Annotated in this window: 3 protein-coding genes; 2 read left to right on the top strand and 1 reads right to left on the bottom strand. The window is 74.5% G+C overall.

Translation table 11 applies throughout. The features are described from left to right. Nucleotides 1-44: 44 nt before the first annotated feature. Entirely contained in the window at nt 45-725 is a 681-nt protein-coding gene (locus E1283_RS35065) for a hypothetical protein (protein WP_132822207.1), read from the top strand. Nucleotides 726-779: 54 nt separating this feature from the next. Beyond that, nucleotides 780-1,526 (top strand): DUF1775 domain-containing protein, encoded by a 747-nt coding sequence (locus E1283_RS35060; RefSeq protein WP_132822206.1) that lies wholly within the window; start codon nt 780-782, stop codon nt 1,524-1,526. Between the two features lie 72 nt (nt 1,527-1,598). On the opposite strand, the gene E1283_RS35055 is transcribed toward E1283_RS35060, so the two are convergent. Further along, nucleotides 1,599-2,195: a M15 family metallopeptidase gene (locus tag E1283_RS35055; RefSeq protein WP_132822205.1), complete on the bottom strand. Its 597-nt coding sequence runs from the start codon at nt 2,193-2,195 to the stop codon at nt 1,599-1,601. Between the last annotated feature and the right edge of the window lie 358 nt (nt 2,196-2,553).

Below are 2,553 nucleotides of genomic sequence, written 5' to 3'. Positions count from 1 at the left end.
GGCCCGTTCCGGAGCCGTGCCGGGCGGGGGATGATGAGCGGGTCATGTCCCACGTCCTCGTCCGGGCTCAGGCGCCCGTGCCCACCGTCCGCCCCTCGCTGCGTGTCGCCCGGGCGGCGGTCTTCGCCGTGGTCGGCACGGTGCTCGGCGTGTGCGCGCACCATCTGGTGGCGGACGGGCCCGTGGAGTGGGGGCGGGTGTCCGTCGCCGCGGTGGTCATGTTCGCGCTCGCCTCGGTCGGTGCGGGACGGCCGCCGTCGTTGCCCGGCACGCTCGCCTTCGGCGGTCTGACGCAGGCCGGACTGCACGTGTGGTTGGGCGCGGCGGCGGGGCATCCGCCCGCGCACGCGCCGGCCGCGCTCGCCGGCGCCACGCACGGCGCCGACGCGCACGCGGCCGGGCACACGTGGGCGCGGGACTCGTTGACGATGACGGCCGGGCACGTGCTGGCCGCGACGCTGGTCGCCGTGCTTCTCCACCACGCGGACGCCGCGTGCTGGGCGGTGTGGCGGCTGTACGGGGCGGCGCGGTCGCTCGTCGGATCGACGGTCGCGCGGCTCGTGGCGTCGTGGAGGCTGGCCGGCCGCCTTCCGTGGCCGGAGCCGGGGTCGCGTACCGGGCGGCTCGGAGGTCGGCGGGCGGAGCGCGCTCCGCCCGCGTGTGGGGTGCTGGCCGACGTGGTGGTCCGGCGGGGACCGCCCGGGGGGCTCGCTCTCCAGCCGTGAGAGTCCGTTTCCCCCGGGGCAACCGCCCCCCGCTGTCGACCAGGAGAGAAGAACATGTCCCGTACCAACCCGTCGCGCGCGCTCCGGCGCGCGGCCGTCGCCGCCTCCGCCGCGGTGGCCGCCGTCCTGTTGACGGCCACCCCGTCCCTCGCCCACGTCGAGGTGGAGGCGGACACGCCGCAGGCCCTCGCCGAGAACGTCACCCTGTCGTTCCTCGCCGAGTCGGAGTCCGCCTCGGAGGGGATCACCGAACTGCGCGTGGTGCTGCCCGAGGGGATCGCCCCCCGCGACGTCACCTACGTGGAGGGGCCCGAGGGCTGGGAGTTCACCGCCACCGACGACGGGTACACGGTCGCCGGGCCGGCCGTCGCCGCCGGCGAGGGCGCCGAGTACGCGGTCGCGGTACGCCAACTGCCGGACGCTGAGGAGCTGGTGTTCAAGACCCTCCAGACCTACGAGGACGGCCGGATCGACCGCTGGATCGAGCTGGACGCCGCCGACTCGGGCGGCCACGGCAACGAGGCGCCGCGTCTGGCACTCGAACCGGCGGCTCCCGGCGCCACCCCGGTCGAGCCCGTCGACGAGGCCCCGGCCGACGAGGACTCCGCGGCCGCCGCGCCGGAGGCGGAGACCACGCCCGAGACGGAGCCGGCGGAGTCCGAGGAGTCGCCGGCCGAGTCCGAGACGGCGGCGGAGGACGACGAGAGCGGCGGCCTGTCGACCGGCGTCTGGATCGCGGTCGGCGTGGCCCTGCTCGGCGGAGTGGCCGTCTACCTGGTGCGCAGGCGCAGCGCGTCCTGATCGGTGCGTCCGACGCGGGTGCCGGTCGCCGTCGTTCCGACGGCGGCCGGCACCCGACGACTCGCAAGGCGCCTACGGAGCGGGGCGGTCACCCCGGACTCGGGGGTCCCGGGGGGTCTGCGGGGGCGCGGCGGCCTCCGCCGCGGCCTGCCCGGCCTCCACGGCCTCCTGGTTCTGCCGGGCGACCTCCGGGGTGAAGGGGCCCGAGGGGTATCCGGTGTCGAAGTGCATGTAGTCGGGCACGTCGATGTTCTCCCAGATCCAGCCCTCGTCGAAGAACGTCCGCCAGACGAAGCCGCCTTCGAGGATCTTGCCCCGGCCCTCCTCGCGGGCGGAGAACTCGCCGCTGGGCGACCAGCATGCGCAGCGCAGGTCCCTCCAGGGGTTCTCCCACGGGTTGATGTCGATGGCGCGGCCGTTGGCGTGTGGCGACTCGTCGGCCGTGCTGGCGTTGTTGTCGCCGTCGTACTCCTCGACCGGCCGCATCCGCCGGATCGGGAAGCCCTCCTCGAAGAGTCGGGTGAAGACGCGGACGACGCTGTCGGCGATGTCCTGGTTGACGACGAGGACGCCGCGGGCCACCTCGCCGTCGAAGTCGACGTGGTTGATCTCCACCCGGCGCAGGTCCTCGCGGGTGGCCGGGCAGCGGATCCTTGGGCTCCGGAGCACGCGGTCGCGGTCAGGAGCAGCGCGGTCAGCAGGGCCGTCACCGGTCGGCGGATGGTCAACGGTGGGTTCCTTCTTCGGCGGTGAACCGGCCGATCAGGGCGGATCCGATGCCGAGTGAGCGTGCCCGGGAGGAGCACTCCCACCAGGAAGCCGACGGGTTTCCCTGCCACGTCCGCGACGTAGGCGCGGGCATGAGGCACGGTCACGTAGGTCTTCGTGTAGGCGGTGAGGAAGCCGGTGCCGAGACGAGCGAAGAATCCGCCGGAGAAGTACTGGCGGTGTCGGTTCACCACGAACGGCAGGTCGTCCGGCTCCATCGGGCGGAGGACGAATCGGGGTGGGGGCTCCTGCCGCGGGT

Source organism: Streptomyces hainanensis (assembly GCF_004348415.1).
In the GTDB taxonomy this organism is placed as follows: domain Bacteria; phylum Actinomycetota; class Actinomycetes; order Streptomycetales; family Streptomycetaceae; genus Streptomyces; species Streptomyces hainanensis.
This window is presented reverse-complemented; position numbering and strand designations above follow the sequence as displayed.